This is a genomic window from Halobacterium sp. KA-6, assembly GCF_021029015.1.
Lineage (GTDB): Archaea > Halobacteriota > Halobacteria > Halobacteriales > Halobacteriaceae > Halobacterium.
The window spans coordinates 85,452-102,811 of record NZ_JAJJZH010000009.1 but is presented as its reverse complement, the minus strand read 5'-3'; the positions used below and the strand labels follow the sequence as shown (position 1 = coordinate 102,811).

23 protein-coding genes and 1 tRNA gene are annotated in these 17,360 nt (G+C 68.8%); 11 read left to right on the top strand and 13 right to left on the bottom strand.

The features are described 5' to 3' along the window. Positions 1-47 precede the first annotated feature (47 nt). Together LPA46_RS15490 and LPA46_RS15485 are read right to left on the bottom strand one after the other, a co-directional pair. Positions 48-977, bottom strand: a complete 930-nt coding sequence (locus LPA46_RS15490; protein WP_230893265.1) for a DMT family transporter — start codon at positions 975-977, stop codon at positions 48-50. A 152-nt stretch (positions 978-1,129) separates the two neighbouring features. Beyond that, a complete protein-coding gene (locus tag LPA46_RS15485) occupies positions 1,130-1,501 on the bottom strand; it encodes a 30S ribosomal protein S8e (protein ID WP_230893264.1) in 372 nt (123 codons plus the stop codon). An 87-nt stretch (positions 1,502-1,588) separates the two neighbouring features. On the opposite strand from LPA46_RS15485, the gene LPA46_RS15480 reads away from it, so the two are divergent. Together LPA46_RS15480 and LPA46_RS15475 are read left to right on the top strand one after the other, a co-directional pair. Next, a complete protein-coding gene (locus LPA46_RS15480) occupies positions 1,589-2,035 on the top strand; it encodes a DUF2240 family protein (RefSeq protein WP_230893263.1) in 447 nt (148 codons plus the stop codon). A 1-nt stretch (position 2,036) separates the two neighbouring features. After that, entirely contained in the window at positions 2,037-2,414 is a 378-nt protein-coding gene (locus LPA46_RS15475) for a hypothetical protein (RefSeq protein ID WP_230893262.1), read from the top strand. Here the strand turns inward: LPA46_RS15475 and LPA46_RS15470 are convergent. Continuing rightward, a complete protein-coding gene (locus tag LPA46_RS15470) occupies positions 2,411-2,848 on the bottom strand; it encodes a hypothetical protein (protein WP_230893261.1) in 438 nt (145 codons plus the stop codon). The genes LPA46_RS15475 and LPA46_RS15470 overlap by 4 nt on opposite strands. 88 nt (positions 2,849-2,936) lie before the next feature. Here LPA46_RS15470 and pyrF point away from each other — a divergent pair, with 88 nt between their 5' ends. Beyond that, positions 2,937-3,740, top strand: coding sequence for an orotidine-5'-phosphate decarboxylase (pyrF, locus tag LPA46_RS15465; RefSeq protein ID WP_230893260.1), 804 nt, complete (start codon positions 2,937-2,939; stop codon positions 3,738-3,740). Here the strand turns inward: pyrF and LPA46_RS15460 are convergent, their stop codons facing one another. Beyond that, the gene (locus tag LPA46_RS15460; protein ID WP_230893259.1) at positions 3,741-3,905 is read right to left on the bottom strand and encodes a hypothetical protein; all 165 of its coding nucleotides are present in this window, start codon (positions 3,903-3,905) and stop codon (positions 3,741-3,743) included. It lies immediately after the preceding gene. A 77-nt stretch (positions 3,906-3,982) separates the two neighbouring features. Here LPA46_RS15460 and LPA46_RS15455 point away from each other — a divergent pair, with 77 nt between their 5' ends. From LPA46_RS15455 to LPA46_RS15445, 3 genes are all read left to right on the top strand, one after another. Further along, positions 3,983-4,495 carry a J domain-containing protein gene (locus LPA46_RS15455; RefSeq protein WP_230893258.1) on the top strand — a complete coding sequence of 171 codons (513 nt, stop codon included), beginning with the start codon at positions 3,983-3,985 and terminating at the stop codon, positions 4,493-4,495. 72 nt (positions 4,496-4,567) lie between these two features. Then, on the top strand, positions 4,568-6,193 hold the full coding sequence (locus tag LPA46_RS15450) for a GTPBP1 family GTP-binding protein (RefSeq protein WP_230893257.1): 1,626 nt from the start codon (positions 4,568-4,570) through the stop codon (positions 6,191-6,193). A gap of 36 nt (positions 6,194-6,229) precedes the next feature. Next, positions 6,230-6,598 (top strand): hypothetical protein, encoded by a 369-nt coding sequence (locus LPA46_RS15445; RefSeq protein ID WP_230893256.1) that lies wholly within the window; start codon positions 6,230-6,232, stop codon positions 6,596-6,598. Here the strand turns inward: LPA46_RS15445 and LPA46_RS15440 are convergent, their stop codons facing one another. Further along, positions 6,599-7,153, bottom strand: a complete 555-nt coding sequence (locus tag LPA46_RS15440; protein ID WP_230893255.1) for a hypothetical protein — start codon at positions 7,151-7,153, stop codon at positions 6,599-6,601. A gap of 86 nt (positions 7,154-7,239) precedes the next feature. Here LPA46_RS15440 and LPA46_RS15435 point away from each other — a divergent pair, with 86 nt between their 5' ends. Further along, positions 7,240-8,208 (top strand): phytoene/squalene synthase family protein, encoded by a 969-nt coding sequence (locus LPA46_RS15435; RefSeq protein WP_230893254.1) that lies wholly within the window; start codon positions 7,240-7,242, stop codon positions 8,206-8,208. Here the strand turns inward: LPA46_RS15435 and cruF are convergent, their stop codons facing one another. The 7 genes from cruF to LPA46_RS15400 form a co-directional block, all read right to left on the bottom strand. Continuing rightward, on the bottom strand, positions 8,209-9,048 hold the full coding sequence (gene cruF, locus LPA46_RS15430; protein ID WP_230893253.1) for a bisanhydrobacterioruberin hydratase: 840 nt from the start codon (positions 9,046-9,048) through the stop codon (positions 8,209-8,211). Continuing rightward, complete coding sequence (locus tag LPA46_RS15425) at positions 9,041-9,868, bottom strand: prenyltransferase (protein ID WP_230893252.1); 828 nt, start codon at positions 9,866-9,868, stop codon at positions 9,041-9,043. The genes cruF and LPA46_RS15425 overlap by 8 nt, the downstream gene beginning before the upstream one ends. After that, positions 9,868-11,403, bottom strand: coding sequence for a phytoene desaturase family protein (locus tag LPA46_RS15420; protein WP_230893251.1), 1,536 nt, complete (start codon positions 11,401-11,403; stop codon positions 9,868-9,870). The genes LPA46_RS15425 and LPA46_RS15420 overlap by 1 nt, the downstream gene beginning before the upstream one ends. A gap of 67 nt (positions 11,404-11,470) precedes the next feature. After that, positions 11,471-12,406 carry a methenyltetrahydromethanopterin cyclohydrolase gene (mch, locus tag LPA46_RS15415; protein WP_230893250.1) on the bottom strand — a complete coding sequence of 312 codons (936 nt, stop codon included), beginning with the start codon at positions 12,404-12,406 and terminating at the stop codon, positions 11,471-11,473. Positions 12,407-12,490: 84 nt separating this feature from the next. Further along, positions 12,491-12,739, bottom strand: a complete 249-nt coding sequence (locus LPA46_RS15410; protein ID WP_230893249.1) for a hypothetical protein — start codon at positions 12,737-12,739, stop codon at positions 12,491-12,493. 42 nt (positions 12,740-12,781) lie between these two features. Beyond that, the gene (locus tag LPA46_RS15405) at positions 12,782-13,096 is read right to left on the bottom strand and encodes an MTH1187 family thiamine-binding protein (protein WP_230893248.1); all 315 of its coding nucleotides are present in this window, start codon (positions 13,094-13,096) and stop codon (positions 12,782-12,784) included. A gap of 43 nt (positions 13,097-13,139) precedes the next feature. Further along, positions 13,140-14,417 carry an MFS transporter gene (locus LPA46_RS15400; RefSeq protein ID WP_230893247.1) on the bottom strand — a complete coding sequence of 426 codons (1,278 nt, stop codon included), beginning with the start codon at positions 14,415-14,417 and terminating at the stop codon, positions 13,140-13,142. Between the two features lie 227 nt (positions 14,418-14,644). Between LPA46_RS15400 and LPA46_RS15395 the strand changes: the two genes are divergently transcribed. Together LPA46_RS15395 and LPA46_RS15390 are read left to right on the top strand one after the other, a co-directional pair. Beyond that, positions 14,645-14,824 carry a hypothetical protein gene (locus tag LPA46_RS15395; protein ID WP_230893246.1) on the top strand — a complete coding sequence of 60 codons (180 nt, stop codon included), beginning with the start codon at positions 14,645-14,647 and terminating at the stop codon, positions 14,822-14,824. 42 nt (positions 14,825-14,866) lie between these two features. Beyond that, positions 14,867-15,037 carry a DUF1059 domain-containing protein gene (locus LPA46_RS15390; protein WP_230889540.1) on the top strand — a complete coding sequence of 57 codons (171 nt, stop codon included), beginning with the start codon at positions 14,867-14,869 and terminating at the stop codon, positions 15,035-15,037. Between the two features lie 86 nt (positions 15,038-15,123). Here the strand turns inward: LPA46_RS15390 and LPA46_RS15385 are convergent. Then, positions 15,124-15,194, bottom strand: a tRNA-Gly gene (locus LPA46_RS15385). Between the two features lie 295 nt (positions 15,195-15,489). Here LPA46_RS15385 and LPA46_RS15380 point away from each other — a divergent pair. Both LPA46_RS15380 and LPA46_RS15375 read left to right on the top strand, forming a co-directional pair. Further along, on the top strand, positions 15,490-16,341 hold the full coding sequence (locus tag LPA46_RS15380; protein ID WP_230893245.1) for a putative RNA uridine N3 methyltransferase: 852 nt from the start codon (positions 15,490-15,492) through the stop codon (positions 16,339-16,341). Positions 16,342-16,345: 4 nt separating this feature from the next. Then, entirely contained in the window at positions 16,346-17,359 is a 1,014-nt protein-coding gene (locus LPA46_RS15375; RefSeq protein WP_230893244.1) for a 50S ribosomal protein L3, read from the top strand. Position 17,360: the final 1 nt, after the last annotated feature.

Here is a 17,360-nt window from a genome sequence, read left to right as displayed (position 1 = left end):
AACGTGCGGCTTCGCCGCACGCATGCTTCACACCAGCTACGGCACAGCTACGCTACGTGACTGACCCGCTGGTAGACGCGTCCGAGTTCCTCCCTGACGACCTGTCGTTCGAGCACCGCGACGCCGGTGACGACGACGAGGAAGCCGACCGCAGTCGAGGGGGTGACGCCTTCCCCGAACAGAATCCACGCCGTGATGGCGGCGAAGATGGGAACGGCGTACGCGACGAGATTCGTGCGGACCGGGCCGATTCTTCGGATGAGGATGAAGAAGATGGGGTAAGCGACGGCCGTCGAGAGCACACCCAAGACGAGTACTGCGTAGAGGATTGGCGTCGTGATGACGGCGTCGGCGGCCGACTCGCCGATGCCGAGGCTCACCACGTGGAGGAGGAACGCACCGAGCGCCATCGCCCACGCAGTCAGCGGAATGCTGTCGAGCGTGGCGTCGACGCGGCGCAAGAGTACGCTCCCGAGCGCGACCGAGGCCGCCGCGGCGAGCACGAGCAGCTGGCCGATGGTCGACCCGGACGTGAGCGTCTCCGGGGACGGCTGGACGATGATAGCGACGCCGACCAGTCCGACGGCGATGCCGAGGAGGCTGACCGCGTCGAGGCGCTGGTCGAGGAGGAAGAACGCGAACGCGGGTGCGAGAAGCGGGTTCAGGCCGTACATCACCGAGGCGGCGGCCGGCGTTATCGCCTGCTGGCCGAGGAAGAGGAAGCCGTTGTTCCCGGCGATGAGCGCGACCGCGCCAACGGTGATGCCGGCGTAGTCGGCGCGGCTCTGCGGGACCCACGTGTCGTAGCGCCACGCGACGAACACCAACAGCAGGGGGACGGCGACGTCGAACCGGAGCGCGGCGAAGAACACCGGCGGGAGCGCGTCCAGTCCGGTCTTGATGGCGACGAACGAGAACCCCCACAGGATGGCGAGCAGGACGAACAGCCCCGCGTGCAGGTAGCGAGCGGCGTTCATGGCGACGGAGAGCGTGCGGCAGACATTCGAGTGTGGTCGTGGTACGACGCGGCCAAGGATAAGTTCGGCTGAACCGGAACGACGGCACGCGGGCCGCCGACCGATTCAGCGGCCGCTGGTGGGTGCGAGAAGACGGAGAGAGAAGTCGGGCGTTATTCGACGAGAACGGCGTTGACCTGACCGTCCTGGCCGGGACGGGAGGTGACGCGGGCGCGGCCGGCGTCCGTCTCGATGATAGCGCCCTTCGTGATGATGTTCCGGCGGGCGTAGTTCGGGTTCGCGCCGTTCTCGACGACGTCCTCGATGGTGGCGCGGACGGCGCCGTCGTCGGTGGCGACGTTGGCGACGTTCGTGGAGAGCGCGCGGACCTTCTCGTTGTCGCCGCGCGCGTCGACGGTGCGGAAGCGCTGTTCGCCGACGGTCGTCTCCGTGGGCGAGCGGCCCGTCTTGGACTTCTTCTTCTTGCTCTGGGGACGGAGTCGCGCGCCGGTCTTCGAGCGCTTGGAGCGGCCTTGGTATTGCATACCCGGGAAGTGGCGCAGGACGTACTTGAAAGGCTCGGTTGGACGGGAATAGCGGGTTTTACCGGCGTCGCCGCCGTCGCGGTTCCCATGAGCCTCCGGGTCGCGGTCGCCGCGCCGTTCAAACAGAAGGGCAAGCGCAGGATACCTGAACAGGCGTTCGTGGTGGCGCTGTCGCTGGACCGCGATTGGATGAGTCCCGACCAGGCCAAGCGCCTGCTGGACGTCGCGACCGGCGAAGGCCTCGTCGAGCGCGCCGACGGCGAACTCGTCGCGGACTTCGACCCCGAGAGCGTGGAGATTCCGGACGACTTCACGCCCGAGGCGTCGCTGTTCCAGGAGCGGTCGGCGTTCGAGCGCGCGCTCGACGCCGTGGTCGACGCGGGACACGACCGACAGGAGACGGTCGCCGCGGTGAACCAACTCCAGCAGGAACTCGGGGTCACGGCGGACGCAGCGGCGGTCGTGTACGCGCGCCGGCAGGGCGTCAACGTGGACGACGCGGCGGCGAAAGCACGCAGCGAATTGGAGGGCTAAGATGGTCGAGAACACCGAGACAGACGGCAAACGATTGGCAGAACTGTTGTCGAGTGAAGTCACCGGCCACGAGAACGCGCCGTACGACGCGCTCGCGGTGACGAACGCGGCCCCGGACGTGGAGCCGACGACGGACGGCGCGCGCGCCTACGACGTCGAACGCGACGGCGAGCGACTGGCGAGCGTCTACGTGCAGCCCGACCGGGCGCGAGTGGAGTTGTACGACGGCCTCGAAGCCGCCGAGCAGAAAGCCGAGGACGGTGACCTGCGCGCGCGGCCGGTCGGCGGGCAGCCGCCGCGGCTACTCGTGTTCGTGACCACGGGCGCGGAAGTCAAGCGCGCGCTGGACGTGCTCGGCGCGGCGGCGGAAGCAGTTTAGTCGGTCACCGCGGCGTACGCGAGTTCGGCGGCGCGCCAGAGCGCCACGAGCACCGCGACGGCGAGCGCGCCCAGCGAGAGGTACAGCCAGCCCATCACTGCGGCTGCGGGCGCGGCGACACCGAACTGGTCGTAGAGGAGTTCGGGGACGACGAACATCCCGGTCGCGGGCAGGACGAACGCGAGCACGGCGAGCACGCCCGCGAGTTTGAGGCCGGTGCGCTGTGCGGGCCGGAGGCCGCGCCCGGAGAGCAGCGCTGCGGCACCGAGCGCAGCGCCACCGACGGCGAACAGGAGGACCGCGAGCCCGATGGCGAGGCCGACCGGGAACCCCTCTTGACCGAGCGCCGGCACGCCGATGGCGACGCCGAGCGCGACGAGCACGACGCCGAGCACCGCGAGGAGGACGCGGACGACCGAGCGAGCGGGGGGCACGCGTAGACCCTGTGAGGGGTCCAGCAAGTGTCTTGTCACGATTCCCGGAAAGCGAATCGCTTTTGCCGGTCTGCCGGGACGGCGACGTATGAACTTCTTCGACGACCTCGCGGCGCGCATCGAGGACGCCGACACCGTGGTCAGCGTCGGCCTCGACCCGGACCTCGACCGGCTCCCCGAGGAGGTACGCGACCACGACCTGCCGCGGTGGGCGTTCAACCGCCGCATCATCGACGCGACCCACGAGCACGCGGCCGTCTTCAAGCCGAACGCGGCGTTCTATGAGGACGCGGACGGCTGGCGCGCGCTCCGCGAGACGGTGGCGTACGCTCACGGGAAGGACGTCCCGGTCCTGCTGGACGCCAAGCGTGCGGACATCGGGAACACGGCCCGCCAGTACGCCGACGTGCTGGAGTACGCGGACGCCATCACGGTCAACCCCTACCTCGGCGAGGACGCGCTCCAGCCGTTCCTCTCCCAGGAGGAGGCGGGCGTGTTCGTGCTCTGCCGGACGTCGAACCCGGGCGGGATGGACTTCCAGCACCTCGAACTCGCGGCGTACGACCGCCGGCTCTACGAGCACGTCGCCGAGCGTGCCGCGGGCTGGAACGACGAGTACGACAACATCGGCCTCGTCGTCGGCGCGACCGCGCCCGAAGAGTTAGAAGAACTACGCGACCGCGTGCCCGAACTCCCGTTCCTCGTGCCGGGCGTGGGTGCGCAGGGCGGCGACGCGGAGGCCGCAGTCCAGTACGGCCTGAACGACGAGGGCGTCGGACTCGTGAACTCCACGCGCGGCATCATCTTCGCCGGCGAGGACTCGCCCGAGTGGGCGCGCGCGGCGGGCGAGGCCGCGCGCCGGCTGAAGAACCGCCTGAACGAGCACCGATAGTCAGCGCGGACCCGGACCGGGACCGCCGCGGACTTCGGCGGCGCACTCCGTGCAGTAGCCCGTCGAGGGGTCGTAGTGGGCCTGGCAGACGAGCGCGCCACACCGGTCGCAGGTGAACTGTGCTTGCTCGCTCTCGCAAATCTGGCAGAGGCCGGTGACGCTCATGTCGTCGCGTTCGGCGCCGAACCCCAAGAGTGTGGGCCAACAGCCTTTACGTCCGCGCGACGAACTGGCGCGTAACCGTGAGGACCGACGCGAGCATCGTCTGGGGGCTGGCGGGCACGTTCGGCGTGCTCGGCGTCGTGTTCGGGATTCTGGGCGTCGTGTACAGCCCGGTCGCGCTCGGCGTGGCGGTGCCGTTCGCGCTCGCCGGGGGCGTGTTCTACCTGCACGCGTCGGGCCGACTCGCGGAGTTGGCGTTCCGCAAGCGCCGCGTCTCCCGCGAGCAGTACGAACGCGAGCAGCGCCAGCAGTCCCGCCAACACCAGGGCCGGGCGAGTGGGCGCAGCCGCGAACGCAACCGAGGGCGTGTGGGGGCCGGGCGGACGAGCCAGCGACAGACCGCGGGCGGAGCAGCGGCGACCGGGCCGCGCCGCGAGGACTACCGCGTGCTCGGCGTCGAACCCGGCGCGAGCGCCGAGGCGGTGCGGGCGGCATACCGCGAGAAGGCGCGGGAACTCCACCCCGACCGGGGCGGCGACGAGGCCGAGTTCGCGCGCGTCAACGAGGCCTACGAACGACTGAAAGACGACTAATCGGCGTCTCCGTACGTCTCCGGACCGATACCCGGGGAAGGCTTTTTATTCACTACCCCCTAACCCGCTGGCATGGGCCGTGACCGTGCCCGCCTCGTTCGCGCGCTCGACCGCGGCGAACAGGAGGGCGGCAGCGTCGAATTCAAGGAACGGTTCAGCCGCGACGTACACCTCGCCGACGGCCGCATGGAGAGTCTCGCCGCGCAGTTGCGGCACCGCGTGCTCTCCGGCGACGGCGAGGCCGAGTACGTCCTCGGCGTCACCGACGACGGCGGCCTCGCGGGGGTCCCCCCGGAGACGTTCTCCGAGACGATGGACGTGCTGAGCCTGCTCGCCGAGGAGGCCGGCGCACACATCGCGGACGTCCAGACGTGGAGCGTCGACAGCGTCCGCGACGGGGACGGCGACGCCGAAGAGGGCATCGTCGGCGTCGCGGTCGTCCGGGACGGCGCGTCGCTGGCGCCCGACGACGACCACATCATCGTCGGGACGGCGGGCCACGTCGACCACGGGAAGTCGACGCTCGTCGGCAGCCTCGTCACCGGCGACTCCGACGACGGCGACGGCGACACCCGCGGCTTCCTCGACGTGCAGCCACACGAGGTCGAACGCGGGCTCTCGGCGGACCTCTCCTACGGCGTCTACGGCTTCGACGAGGACGGGCCGATGCGCGTGCGCAACCCCCACCGGAAGGACGAGCGCGCGGCCGTCGTGGAGAACGCCGACCGCGTGGTGTCGTTCGTGGACACCGTCGGCCACGAGCCGTGGCTCTCGACGACGATTCGCGGACTGGTCGGGCAGAAACTCGACTACGGGCTGTTGACCGTCGCCGCCGACGACGGCCCGACGAAGACCACCCGCGAGCACATCGGCGTGCTGCTGGCGACGGACCTACCGACCATCGTCGCCGTCACGAAGACCGACCTCGTGGACGACGAGCGCGTCGCCGAGGTCGAACGCGAGGTCGAGCGCCTGCTCCGGAACGCGGGCCGCACCCCGCTCCCCGTGGAACGCCACGGCGTCGACGCCGCCATCGACGAAATCGGGGACAACGTCGTCCCCATCGTGCGCACGAGCGCGGTGACGATGGAGGGTCTGGACGTCCTCGACGAGTGCTTCGGGCGGCTCCCGAAGACGACCGCTGCGAGCGGGCCGTTCCGAATGTACATCGACCGCTCGTACGAGGTCACGGGCGTCGGCGCGGTCGCCTCCGGCACCGTGAAATCCGGCACCGTAGAGGCGGGCGACGAACTCCTACTGGGGCCGTTCCCGAACGGCGACTTCCGCGAGGTGGAGGTGCGGTCCATCGAGATGCACTACCACCGCGTGGACCAGGCACAGGCCGGCCGCATCGTCGGCATCGCCCTGAAGGGCGTCAGCGAGGCGGCCGTCGAGCGCGGGATGGTCCTGCTGCCGGCGGACGCCAAGCCCAGCCCCGTCAAGGAGTTCGAGGCCGAGGTGATGGTGTTGAACCATCCCACGCGAATCGACGCGGGCTACGAGCCCGTCGTCCACCTCGAGACCATCGGGGAGGCCGCGCGCTTCGAGCCGACGAACGGCCAGTTGCTCCCGGGCGACACGGGCGAGACGAGCGTCCGGTTCAAATTCCGGCCGTACCTCGTCGAGGAGGGCCAGCGGTTCGTCTTCCGCGAGGGCGCGAGCAAGGGCGTCGGCACGGTCACCAGCGTCTCCGACTAACGGAACGTTCTCGGGGCCGGATTTCGAAGTCCACGCATGGTCAGCCGCCGCACCCTCGAATTTCTCGTCGGCGTCGTCGCAGCCGCCACCGTCACCGGCGGCCTCTCGTTGTACGTGACGACGCCGTACGCGCTCGCGGTCGGACTGGCGGCGGGGACGCCGTCGCTGGTCCGGACGAGCGCACGACTCGACCGCGACGCCTACGACGCCGCGAAGTCCAGCACCGAGCAGGTCGTCGACGGCACGGTCGCCGCCGGGTCGACGCTCGTCGTCGGCCTCGTCGCGGCGTACCTCGCGCTCTCGAACGGCTACGACGGCCCGATAGCGGCCGCGGCCGTCGCGGCGCTGGGCGTGCTCGCCGGGCAGGTCGCGTTCTACGCACGCAGCCGCGAGTTCACCGAGTAATCAGTCCGCGCGGTATTCTCCGTCGGTACGCTCGGCGAGACCGAGCAGGACGGCCCAGTCGAGGCGGCGCTCGACGCGCTCGGTCCAGAACCCCTCCCAGTCCTGTCGTTTCGTGCGCTCCCAGCGCGGCACGCGCTCGCGGACGGCTTCGAAGATTTCGTCCGGTGGCTGGGGGTCGTCGCCAAGCGCGTCCAGCACTTCGGGTGCGAGGAAAACGTGCTCGCGGAAGTTGGCGGCGAGCGCGTCGTGGTCGATGTCGTCGCGCACCCGCGCGTACCCGAGGTCGGTCTCCTCGACGGCACCGAGCGCGCTCAGGAAGACGAGCCACGCCGACGCCTCCCCGCGGTCGTGGACGTCCGCGCGCTCGACGAGCCGCCGACAGCAGTCGTCCTCGGGCTCGGGGACCAGCGGCACCGCGTCGCGGACCTCGCGGACACGGGCCAGCGACGCCGGCGCGGGCGGGACGGGTTTGCGCTGCATACCGGTGGCTCGGGCGCGGACGGCCTTGAATTCGGCGACGTCGCGGCGAGAGGCGGCGGGGGTCGCTCCTGCCACCGTGTTTTTTGATTGTTCACACCAAACACAGGAGTAGCACAGCCGGGAGCTGCACGCGCCGGAGTGCCGCATCTGGCCCCCAACAAATGGTCGACAGCACCCAGATATCGACGAGCAAGGCGATACAGCAGCGGACGGGCAAGACGTTCCACCTGGCGACGCGGCTCCTCCCCGAGCGCGTGCGCCACGCGACGTACGTCCTGTACGCGTTCTTCCGCGTCGCCGACGACGTCGTGGACACGACCGCGGACCGCGACCCGGACGCCCAGCGCGCGGAACTGGAGGCGATTCGCGCGGCGGCGCTCGGCGAGGACGTAGACGGGTCGCGCCTCGACGAAGAGACGGCGGACGTGCTAGCGGCGTTCGCCGAACTCGCCGAGCGCTACGACGTCCCCGACGAGGACGTGGACACGTTCGTGGACGCGATGCTGACCGACCTCGAACAGACGCGCTACGACACTCACGAGGACCTAGAGGCGTACATGCGAGGCTCGGCGGTCGCGGTCGGGAACATGATGGTCGCCATCATGGAGGTCGAGGACCCGGAGGCGGCGGCTCCGCACGCGGCGGCGCTCGCGGAGGCGTTCCAGTTGAGCAACTTCCTGCGGGACGTCAAGGAGGACGTCGAGGACTACGACCGCGTCTACCTTCCCGGGGAGACGCGGCGCGAGCACGGCGTCACCGTCGAGCAGTTGCGCCGCGGAGAGGTGACGGCGGGCTTCCGGGACGCGATGCGCGCGGAGTTGGCGCGCACGGAGACGAAGTACCGGGAGGGCGTCGCGGGCATCAAGTACCTGCCCGAGGACTGCCAATTCGCGGTGTTGCTGTCGGCAGTGCTGTACGCCGACCACCACCGCGAGATTCGGCGCCGGAACTACGACGTGCTCACGGAGACGCCGAGCCTCTCGACGACGCGGAAGCTCTGGCTGCTGGCGAAGACGCGGGCGCTGTGGACGTTCTACGAGGACCCCGAGTACGTGTTCTACCGCGTGAGCTGCATCGCGTCGTCGAGCGACCACCGGCGCGGCCACGGCGAACCCCACCCCGCGCCGTAGTTACCGCGCGGGGTTCCGCCGGAGCACGCTGAAGTCGAAGCGGTCTGTTTCGACGAGCGCGACGCCGAGCAGCCCCGCCGCCAGCGCGGGGACGAGTTGGCCGAACGCGAGGTTCACCGCACCCCACAGCAGCACGAAGCTCACGAGGTCGTCGAGGAAAAAGGGACACTGCGTGAGGCGGTCGCGGAGCGCGGCGCGGTCGAACCCCCAGTCAAGGACGGCGACGGAGACGGTCGCGGAGAGCACCCAGCCGAGGTAGTTCGACAGCGGGACGCCGTAGTACGCGCCGGCGGCGTCGTACGCCCAGAAGCCGAGCGCGACCGCGCCGGGGTCGAGGACGACGTCCATCCAGACGACGACCGCCGCGACCGCGGGCAGGCGGACGACCGCGCGGCGGGTGTGGCGGCCGAACAGCAACAGGACGAGAAGGTAGCTGTTGACGACCAGCGGCAGGAAGAACACCGGGAGGCCGAGCGGGACGCTGCCGGCGAGCATCGGCCCGAGTTCGACGAGGTACTCGAAGTGGCCGTACGGCCAGCCGGTCGCGATGCCGACGAACTCGATGGCGAAGGCGTACGCGACGAGCGCGAGCACCGCTACCGCAGCCTTGCGGTCCGTCAGCGGGAGTAGGCCCGCAATCAGGGGGAGGCGCATCACGGCGACGCCCGCGAGCACGAGGTAAGGGTTGAACGCCAGCGGCTCGGGGAGCCACCCCCACGCCGAGGCGAGCAGGAGAACGGCGCCGACGACGGGGAACACGACGGCGATTTCGAAGCGGTGGCCGGCGACGAGTTCGTCGAGGCGGCGCTCGACGCGAGCGCGCGCTGAGGCTTCAGACATTTGTGAGCCTCCAGAGCGCGCCGATGGTGAGCGCGGCGCCGACGACCGTGTTCACGATTGGGAACCACCAGTACGCGCGGTCGACCGCGACGTCGGCGGCGACGATGCCGGCGACGAGGACGGGGTACGTGAGCAGGACCGCGCCGAGCCGCCAGTCGACGACGGCGAAGACGGCGGCAGACGCGAGCCAGCACGCCGCGCAGTAGGCGTACGTGCGGCGCTCGCCGAGCGCGGTGGCGGTAGTCGTAATGTTGGCTTCGCGATCGGGCTCGATGTCGTGGATGGCGGAGAACGTGTGCATCCCCATCGCCCACAGCCAGCCGCCAGCGACCGCCAGTAGCGGGGGCTGGTGGCCCGCGACGGCGGCGTACGCGGCCGCGCCCGGGAGGACGTAGAGGCCGTTCGAGAGGGAGTCCAGCAGCGGCGTCGTCTTGAAGCGGAACGGCGGCGCGCTGTACTCCACGGAGAGGAGCGCCCACGCGACGAGCCACGGGTACGCGACCGCCGGCAGGAGGGCGGCAACGGGGACGAGCAACAGTCCCGAGGCGACGACGACCGCCGAGACAGCACGACCGCCTCTGAATCGTGCCTCCTTGTCCTCCTTCTTCGGGTTCACTTCGTCGATATCGCGGTCGAAGGCGTCGTTGACGCCGTAGAGGAAGACGTTCGCGGGCACGAGGAAGTACGCGAACAGCGCGACCGCGGGCAGCGAGAACAGGTCGGGGACGGTGTCGGCGGCGTACGCGACGCCGACGACGACGGGGCCGGCGAGGTAGAACCAGAACCGCGGCCGGGAGAGAACGAGGAGGTAGCGCAGCATTACGCGTCTTCGAGGACGTAGTCGGCGGTGATTTCGCCGCTGATGAGACACATCGGCACGCCGATGCCCGGGGTCGTGAACGCGCCCGTGAAGTAGAGGCCGTCGAGGGCCGTCGAGCGGTGGGGCGGCCGGAACAGCGACGTCTGCCGGAGCGTGTGCGCGAGGCCGAGCGCAGTACCCTGATAACTGTTGTAGCGCTCCGCGAATTCGGAGACGGAGAAGCGCTCCTCGACGACGATGCGGTCGCGGAGGTCCACGCCCGTGTTCCGTGCGATGTCGTCGAGCACGAGGTCGCGGTACTCGTCGCGGACCTCGGGGGTGTCGTCGAGGCCGGGCGCGACGGGGACGAGCGCGAACAGGTTGCTGTGGCCGTCGGGCGCGACCGCGTCGTCGGTCTTCGAGGGGACGCAGAGGTAGTACGCGGGGTCGTCGGGCCACGCGGGGTCGTCGAAAATCTGGCCGAAGTGCTCCTCCCAGTCGGAGGGGAGCACGAGCGTGTGGTGGGCGAGCGGTTCGACGTCGCCCTCCACGCCGAGGTAGAGCAGGAACGCCGACGGCGCGTAGGTCCGGGACTTCCAGTAGTCGGCGTCGTACTGGCGCTTCTCGGGTGGAAGGAGTTCCTGCTCGGTGTGGGCGTAGTCGGCGTCCGAGACCACGACGTCCGCGAGTACGTCCGTCTCGCCGCTCGTCTCGACCTTGAATCCGCCGCGGTAGCCGTGAATCTTCGTGACCGGGTGGTCCGTGCGGAACTCCACGCCGAGTTCTTCGGCGAGTTCGGCGATGCCGTCGGCGACCCCGGACATGCCCCCCTCGGGGTAGTAGACGCCGAGGTTGAAGTCCACGTGACTCATCAGGTTGTAGAGCGCGGGTGTCGTGTTCGGTGCGCCGCCGAGGAACACCAGCGTGTACTGCATTATCTGCTGGAGTTTCGGGTGGTCGAAGTAGTTCTCGACGTGGTCCTGCATCGACCCGAGCAGGGTGAGCCCGCGGGCGTACTCCGCGAGGTCGGGGTCGAGCCAGTCCCGGATTCGGGGGCGGTCCTCGTAGACGAAGTGCTCCATCCCCACCTCGTAGTTCTCCTTCGCCTGCGCGAGGTAGTCGTCGAGCCGGTCGCCCGCGCCGGGCTCGTAGGCGTCGAACACCTCCTTGACCTGCTCGCGGTCCGGCGTCACGTCGACGACGTCGCCGTCCGCGTTCACGTCGAGGCCGGGCGCGTCACGGCCCGGGCGGCGGCCGGCGTTGTCCTTGAAGAAGATGCGGTAGTGGGGGTCGAGGCGTTCCAGCGAGTAGTACTCAGAAGGTTCCCTGTCGAAGTCCGCGAAGAACCGCTCGAAGACATCGGGCATCAGGTACCACGACGGCCCCATGTCGAAGGTGAAGCCGTCGCGTTCGAGCGCGCTCGCGCGCCCGCCGACCTGTTCGTTCTTCTCCACGACGGTGACGTCCGCGCCCGCGTCCGCGAGGTAACAGGCCGTCGAGAGGCCGCCGAAGCCCGCGCCGATTACGGCGACCGACTGACCCGACAGGGCGTTCATGCACGCAACGTTAGTCGCGTGGAAGATAAAACGACGCCCTCCGGCGGCTACGGCTGCAACGAGCGAGTTACGCGACGTCGAAGCCCTCGGCGAGCAGGTCCTCGTGGACGTCGCCGAGCGCGTACGTCGGGCCGCCCGTGACGTCGATGGTGACCTGCGCGGGCCCGAAGACGCCCTCGTCGACGGCGCTGGCGTCCCAGTCGGCGTCCGCGAAGATATCCGCGAACGGCTTCCCGTAGCGGTCGGCGGCGGAGGACGGCACCGCCTCGAACTCGTCGAAGTCATCGGTGACGGTGAGGTGGACGCGGCCGCCGTACGCGAGCGCGTCGTTCGTGCGGCCGATGGCCGCTTCCTCGTCACCTGCGACGGGCGCGACGGGCGCGCTGCCGGAGGCGGTGAGGACGTTCGTCGGGTCGTAGCCGAGTTCGAACAGACGGAACAGCGCGAGTTCGGCGGCGCGCGACGCCGCTGTGACGCTGCCGGCGACGCTCGCGGTGCGGTACGCGGGCAGGTAGACGCTCTCCGCGTTCACGTCCGCGAGTTCCGCGACCTGCTCGGCGGCGGCCTCGGTAGGGAACGCGTCGCTCTCCAGCGCGAGCACCGCGAATTCGAAGGCGTCGACGTAGTCGATGGCCTCATACTCGCCCTCGCGAGCGACCAGCGCACGGGCGGGTCCGCTGCCGAGCCCCTCGTAATCGTCGACGGTGAGCTCCCAGCCCGCCTTCTGCGCGCCCAGCAGGGCGACGGCGGGGCGGTCGCAGGCGAGTTCGACGTGCGGGAACGTCGCGCCCGCGACATCGTCGACGCGCGTCTGTACGGTCGCCAAGCCCGCGGTCTGGAGTTCAGCCAGCAGCAGGCCGGCTTCGAGGCCGCCGCGGTGCTCCACGCCGAAGTCGATGACCGTCGCGCCGTTGTCCAACTCGAACGCGCCGATGTCCAGCTCCTCGGTGAATTCGAGGGCTTCGTCGGCGAGCTCCAGCGCCATCCGGTTGAGACTGTCCATGCCGCCGGATTCGGCGCCCCGACACAAGAGGTTTCTCAGTCCACCCGCGGTCAGCGGCGTCTCGGCCCACGGTCTGCACGCGTCTCAGTCCACGACCGCCCGCAGCACAGCGCCGAATCCCGCGAACACGAGCAGCGCGCCGCCGGCGAGAAGGAGCGCGACGGCGGGGACCGTGTTCGGCGCCGTGCATCCGCTCTCGGCGGTTGATTCGACGTCTCCAGCGGGCGGCGTCTCGTCGCACGTGGGTGGGTTGTCACCCAGAACGAGGCCGCCACCAATTGCCGCGAGTCCCAGAAGAGCGAGCACGAGGAGCGCGAGTGTCCCGGCGCGCACGTCCGAGTCGACGCCAGAATTCGGTAAGTGTCTTCGGGTGACTCAGTCGCGGTCGGAGCGCGCCTCGTGGCCGAGTTCGCGCTCGACGGCGTCGACCTTCTCGCGGGCGGTCTGGTCGCTCGTGCGCTTGTCGTCGATTTTCAGGAACGTGCTCACGCGGTCGCCCTCGACAGCTTTGTGGGCGGCGCCGACCGCGTCCAGCAGGGTGTCGACGTCCTCGGCTTCGATGACCGTGCCCATCGGATTCGTCTCGTAGGTGACGTCGAAGTCGTCGAGCGCGGCGACGGCGTCCGCGACGTCGCTCGCCATGCTCTCTTCGGTGACCGGTGCGACGCTGAGGAGTGCGATGACTGTCACGGACGGTACTGCGTCGGGCCCGTACTTAGCGGCAGCGGCGCGGTCAGTCCTCGGCGTCGGTCGCGTCTGGTGGCTCGTAGTCCGCGCTCACGGGCGGGACGACCGACCAGAGGACGAACGACGCGACGAGGAAGATGGCACCGAGGATGGCGACCGAGGTGATGGTCGTGAACATCCCCGCGAGGATGCCGCTGCCGACGCGGAACGGGATGCCCGCGACCTGCCGGAGCATGTTCACCGACGACAGCAGCGTGGCGCGGCCGACGGACTGCACCTGGTCGTTGATGTAGCGATTCTGGATGGGGCCCATCAGCGCGCCGCCGCCCTTCATGACGAAGAACATCGGGAACGCGAGTATCGCCCACATTCCGGCGAACACGTACGAGACGGCGATGAAGGCGGGAATCAGCATCATCGCCTTGCGGACGCCGAGGAGTTCCTCGACGTCGCTGGCGTAGTCGCTGACGACCGCGGAGACGAGTGTGAACGCCGAGTACAGCAGCCCGAGGATGACACCCTCGGTGAGCCCCCACGACTCCAGTGTCGGACCGAACGATGCGCGCAACGACTCCTGGGCGATGGGCTGAATCCACATGTCCATCGTGAGGATGGCACCCGCGAACAGCGCGAGGTAGACGACGAACCACCGGAGGTCGGGCGCGCGCAACTGGTCGCGGATGACCGGGAGCGCGTCCACGATGGTGAGTTCGTCGTCCTCGTCGGCGTCCAGGTCGCCCTCGTCGACGCCGTCGGCGTACATCCGGTTCTTCGGGAGGCGGAGCACGAAGACGAGGCTGAGCGCCGCGGCGGCGACGCCCGCGTAGAACGGGTAGAACCGGTCGATGGAGTAGAGCACGCCGCCGACGGGGATGGTGACGACCTGCACCCACCGCGAGAGCGCGCGCGAGCGCCCGGAGACGTGCGTGTACTTGTCCTCGACGTCGTGCTCTTTGAGCGTGTCGTAGAGCCACGCGCTCCCGCTGCCGGAGAGGAACGTTCCGCCGAACGACAGCATCACGAACGTGAACGTGAACCCGACGAAGTCGGTCGCCACGAGGTAGGACGCGTTCGAAATCAGCATCAAGAACCCGCCGACGGCGAGGCTGTTCCGCCGGCCGATGCGGTCGCCGACGTAACCGGTGGGAATCTCGCCGGCGACGACGACGATAGACTGGATGGTCGCGATGAGTCCGATTTGGGGGAGTGAGAGCCCGTTGAACAGGAGGAACAGCGTGTAGACGGGGTAGTGGAAGTTCGGCCGCGCGGTCGCCCGGTAGAGGTAGTACCGGCGGACGACCGCGGCCTTCGACAGGCGGCTCATAGGGGACAGCCGACTGTTATCCTAATCAGACATATAACCACCGAGACTGTGGTTATCAATCCCGAACGACTCGAAGAGACGGGCCACCAACCCGGGAACCGGCACTTCCACCGTTCCCGGACCGACGACTTCGTGAAGCGGGTTACAGTCCAGTCGTTGATACGTTCGTCCGAGCGGTGTGCAACGCGGAACCAGCGTTGAAGTGGCTCCCACGAGTCGGTCTACGTATGCTCGGTCGTGACAGCCGCTTCCCGCTCGTCGCCGCGCTCGCGTGCGCCCTCGGTATCGTCGGCTACGTCGTCTTCGGCTGGCGGTTCGGCGACGGCACCACCGACTCCATCGCGTTCGCCGTCGCACTCGTCGCCGTCGCGTTCGCGGTCGCCGCCACCGCCCGCGACAACCTGTAATCTGCCACAATCCTCTTTCCGGACACGGCCGACGACCCACGCATGGTACACCAGTTCAGCTGCCGAGACACCGGCCACGACTGCGCCTTCTTCCTCGAATCGGGCGACATCGACGAGCTCGTCCACCACGTCCAGGATCACGCCGAACGGAAACACGACCGCGAACTCTCCCGCGCGGACGTCGAAGACCACGTCACCGAAGTGCAGGGATAGAGGTGACATAGCCGTCGCTCTCGGACGGATTATTTGGCGAGACGAACGCTAACCGAAGCGCTCGTCGGTGAGAGTTAGTAGAGAAGTGCGCTGGCTGGGATTTGAACCCAGGTTGTGACCATGGCAAGGTCACGTGATACCACTACACTACCAGCGCGCGTGCCTTCGTTCGCATTCGAACGAACGGCGGGGTCACATATAAATCCGTTCTTTGCGACCGACCGTGAGAGGCACCGACAGGCTGCCGCCCGCGTGGGGTTCGCGGGTCGCGTGCGCGTAGTGAAATATAGTACGTCACCGATACGGCCGAGAGTGGGAACGTCTCGCACGCGATTCGGGCCGTAGACAGGCGTGAAACGGTCACACAGGGTGGAAGGGGAAACGCCACCCTTTTACAGGAGGGGTCGGTATCTACGCTACAGTCTCGTGACGAGACACGGACGCGACACGGCATGACACGCAGCGTACTCGTGCCGTCGTCCCTCGTCCGGGAAGCCGAGGACAAACGCGAGGCAACTCGCAAGCTCGGTTACGTCGCCCGCGCGGCGGCGGTCTTCCGGATGGACCGGCTCGTCGTCTTCCCGGACGAAGACGGCGAACGGCACTGGGGCGGCGGGTTCGTCGAAACGGTGTTGCGGTACGCCGCAACGCCACCGTACCTCCGAAAGGAGGCCTTCGACACGCGCGACGAACTGGAGTACGCCGGTGTCCTGCCGCCGCTCCGTCTCTCGTCATGGACCGGCTCAGACTCGAGCGGGTCTGGGTCGTTACGACAGGGAATCGTGACCCAGGTCGGATCTGAAGGGCGCGTTCGGGTCAATTGCGGCATGCAACACCCAATCTCGCTCCAGACGCCTCCCGGTATGGAGGTCGAGGAGGGGGAGCGCGTGACCATCAGGGTCTCTTCGCGACGACCGGTCCGTGCAAAACTGGTCGACGAACCCCTCCCGGGGTTCTCGGTCGAACGCACGGGCCTCGGTGACGCTCTCGACCGACCCGACGCGGGCGTTCGCATCGCCACCTCTCGCCACGGGACGCCGCTTGCCGCGGCCTCCCTCGAGGGGTACGTCGAACGTGCCGCCCGGGACGGACTGACCGTCGCCTTCGGTGCACCCAAGCGCGGGCTTCCGCCCATGCTCGGGCTCACCGGAGACGAGGTCAGCGAGGCGGTCGCCGACCCATCTACCGACGCACCCGCGCGATTCGACGCCTGGCTCAACACCATCCCGTCGCAGGGCAGCGAGGTTGTGCGAACTGAAGAAGCGATGTTCGCCTCCCTCGGCTGTCTGACGCTCACGGAGTGATACGATGCCACAGCCAAACCGACCACGCAAAGGCTCGATGGGGTTCAGTCCCCGCAAGCGCGCGGAGAGTGAAGTACCGCGCTTCAACTCGTGGCCCGAAGACGACGGCCAAGTTGGCCTTCAGGGCTTCGCTGGCTACAAAGCCGGCATGACCCACGTCGTCCTCGTCGACGACAAGGCGAACGCGCCGACGGAGGGCATGGAGACGACCGTGCCCGTCACCGTCGTCGAAACGCCGCCCATGCGGGCGGCGGCCGTCCGCCTCTACGAGGACACGCCGTACGGCAAGAAGCCGCTAACGGAAGTCTGGGCCGACGACACCCACGAGTCTCTCGACCGCGCGCTCTCCGTCCCGGAAACGGGCGGAGAGACAGACGAATTGACCGAAGCGCTCGAATCCGAAGACATCGCCGACGTCCGTGTGGTTACCCACACGGTGCCCGGCGAGCTTTCGAGCGTGCCGAAGAAACAGCCCGACATCATGGAGACGCGCGTCGGCGGCGGCTCCCTCCAGGAGCGCGTCGACTTCGCCGCGGACCTCCTCGAGGACGGCGGCGCACACGAATTCGGCGACGTCTTCCGTGCCGGCGAATTCACCGACGTCGCCGGCGTCACGAAGGGCAAAGGGACCCAGGGGCCCGTCAAGCGCTGGGGCGTGCAGAAGCGGAAAGGCAAGCACGCCCGTCAGGGCTGGCGGCGCCGCATCGGGAACCTCGGACCGTGGAACCCCTCCCGGGTTCGCTCGACGGTCCCCCAGCTCGGGCAGACAGGCTACCACCAGCGCACCGAACTCAACAAGCGCGTCATCGACATCGGTAATGGCGACGACGATGCCGTGAGTGCGGCCGGCGGCTTCCCGAATTACGGCGAAGTCGACGGCAACTACACGCTCGTCAAGGGCTCGGTGCCCGGTCCGGAGCAGCGCCTCGTGCGATTCCGCCCGGCCGTCCGGCCGAGCGAGTCGCCGCGCCTCGACCCCGAGGTGCGCTACGTGAGCACCGAATCTAACCAAGGATAAC

Excerpts from the sequence above, each read along its gene's own strand:
- LPA46_RS15490 (WP_230893265.1), bottom strand. The coding sequence starts at position 977 with ATGAACGCCGCTCGCTACCTGCACGCGGGGCTGTTCGTCCTGCTCGCC.
- LPA46_RS15485 (WP_230893264.1), bottom strand. The coding sequence starts at position 1,501 with ATGCAATACCAAGGCCGCTCCAAGCGCTCGAAGACCGGCGCGCGACTC.
- LPA46_RS15480 (WP_230893263.1), top strand. The coding sequence starts at position 1,589 with ATGAGCCTCCGGGTCGCGGTCGCCGCGCCGTTCAAACAGAAGGGCAAG.
- LPA46_RS15475 (WP_230893262.1), top strand. The coding sequence starts at position 2,037 with ATGGTCGAGAACACCGAGACAGACGGCAAACGATTGGCAGAACTGTTG.
- pyrF (WP_230893260.1), top strand. The coding sequence starts at position 2,937 with ATGAACTTCTTCGACGACCTCGCGGCGCGCATCGAGGACGCCGACACC.
- LPA46_RS15460 (WP_230893259.1), bottom strand. The coding sequence starts at position 3,905 with ATGAGCGTCACCGGCCTCTGCCAGATTTGCGAGAGCGAGCAAGCACAG.
- LPA46_RS15450 (WP_230893257.1), top strand. The coding sequence starts at position 4,568 with ATGGGCCGTGACCGTGCCCGCCTCGTTCGCGCGCTCGACCGCGGCGAA.
- LPA46_RS15445 (WP_230893256.1), top strand. The coding sequence starts at position 6,230 with ATGGTCAGCCGCCGCACCCTCGAATTTCTCGTCGGCGTCGTCGCAGCC.
- LPA46_RS15435 (WP_230893254.1), top strand. The coding sequence starts at position 7,240 with ATGGTCGACAGCACCCAGATATCGACGAGCAAGGCGATACAGCAGCGG.
- cruF (WP_230893253.1), bottom strand. The coding sequence starts at position 9,048 with ATGTCTGAAGCCTCAGCGCGCGCTCGCGTCGAGCGCCGCCTCGACGAA.
- LPA46_RS15425 (WP_230893252.1), bottom strand. The coding sequence starts at position 9,868 with ATGCTGCGCTACCTCCTCGTTCTCTCCCGGCCGCGGTTCTGGTTCTAC.
- LPA46_RS15420 (WP_230893251.1), bottom strand. The coding sequence starts at position 11,403 with ATGAACGCCCTGTCGGGTCAGTCGGTCGCCGTAATCGGCGCGGGCTTC.
- mch (WP_230893250.1), bottom strand. The coding sequence starts at position 12,406 with ATGGACAGTCTCAACCGGATGGCGCTGGAGCTCGCCGACGAAGCCCTC.
- LPA46_RS15400 (WP_230893247.1), bottom strand. The coding sequence starts at position 14,417 with ATGAGCCGCCTGTCGAAGGCCGCGGTCGTCCGCCGGTACTACCTCTAC.
- LPA46_RS15395 (WP_230893246.1), top strand. The coding sequence starts at position 14,645 with ATGCTCGGTCGTGACAGCCGCTTCCCGCTCGTCGCCGCGCTCGCGTGC.
- LPA46_RS15390 (WP_230889540.1), top strand. The coding sequence starts at position 14,867 with ATGGTACACCAGTTCAGCTGCCGAGACACCGGCCACGACTGCGCCTTC.
- LPA46_RS15380 (WP_230893245.1), top strand. The coding sequence starts at position 15,490 with ATGACACGCAGCGTACTCGTGCCGTCGTCCCTCGTCCGGGAAGCCGAG.
- LPA46_RS15375 (WP_230893244.1), top strand. The coding sequence starts at position 16,346 with ATGCCACAGCCAAACCGACCACGCAAAGGCTCGATGGGGTTCAGTCCC.